The organism is Sphingobium sp. LMA1-1-1.1, from assembly GCF_040676365.1.
Classification (GTDB): Bacteria; Pseudomonadota; Alphaproteobacteria; order Sphingomonadales; family Sphingomonadaceae; genus Sphingobium.
Genome location: NZ_JBEGHS010000027.1, coordinates 1 through 1,009, shown reverse-complemented (window position 1 = coordinate 1,009; position 1,009 = coordinate 1). Strand labels below are relative to the sequence as shown.

At 64.6% G+C, this 1,009-nt stretch carries 1 protein-coding gene; it reads left to right on the top strand.

Annotation, left to right across the window (positions count from 1 at the left end; genetic code table 11):
- On the top strand, positions 1 to 1,003 hold a 1,003-nt coding region (locus MRBLMA1_RS14035), incomplete at its 5' end, for a CobW family GTP-binding protein (RefSeq protein WP_363737456.1).
- Positions 1,004 to 1,009: the final 6 nt, after the last annotated feature.

Sequence of the window (1,009 nt, the reverse complement as noted above, 5' to 3'; positions counted from 1 at the left end):
CACCGCCGTGATCATAAACGAGTTTGGAGAGATCGGGATCGATCACGCCCTCACCACGGCGAGCGACGATACGATCATGGTGCTGGAAAATGGCTGCCTGTGCTGCACGGTCTTTGGCGACCTCATCCAGACCCTCAACCGGCTCTATCATGCCCGTGAGGCCGGCGAGGTCGATTTCAACCATGTCGTCATCGAAACCTCCGGCCTGGCCGAGGCGGGCCCCATCCTCCAGGCTTTCCTGTCCGAACCCACGCTTGAGGGGCTCTTCCGGATGGGCGCGGTCGTAGCGACCGTCGATGCGGTGAACGCGGAGGCAACCCTGGCGGATCATCCCGTTTCCGTGCGGCAGGTCGCGCTGGCGGACAGCATTCTCCTGACCAAGACGGACCTGTTGGAACCTGCGGAGCGGGCGGCGCGCAAGGCGGCGCTGATCGCCCGCCTGGGCCAGATCAACCGCACCGCCCCTGTGCTGGAAAGCGATGACCTGGCGGCCGATCCGGTGGGCGTGATGCGCAAGCTGATGGCCGATCCGAGAGAGGATCCACAAGCCGCGAAAAGCTGGATGGAGGCCGCCCTTGGCGCGGCTCCCACCCATGAAGCGGCGGATGCGGAGCATGGCCATGAAGCGCATGCGCATGACAGTGGCATCGCGTCGTTCAACCTGATCCGGGACGAGCCGCTCCCGCGCGAGGCTCTGAACCTGCTGCTGACGTCCCTGGAAAAGCATCTCGGCGCCAATCTGCTCCGGGTGAAGGGGCTGGTGAATGTCAGGGAGGAACCCGGCCAGCCCGCCGTCATCCAGGGCGCGCAGCATCTGCTGCACAACCTGACCTGGCTTCCCGAATGGCCCGACGAGGATCAGCGCACGCGCATCGTCTTCATCACCCAGGATCTGCCCGCCGGCGAACTGGAGGAGATGGTGACATTGCTCGATCGCGTCGCACACCGAACCGCCCTCGCACGCATGAACGCAAGCGGAGCAGAACCCGCAAGGCCCATCTGAATATGT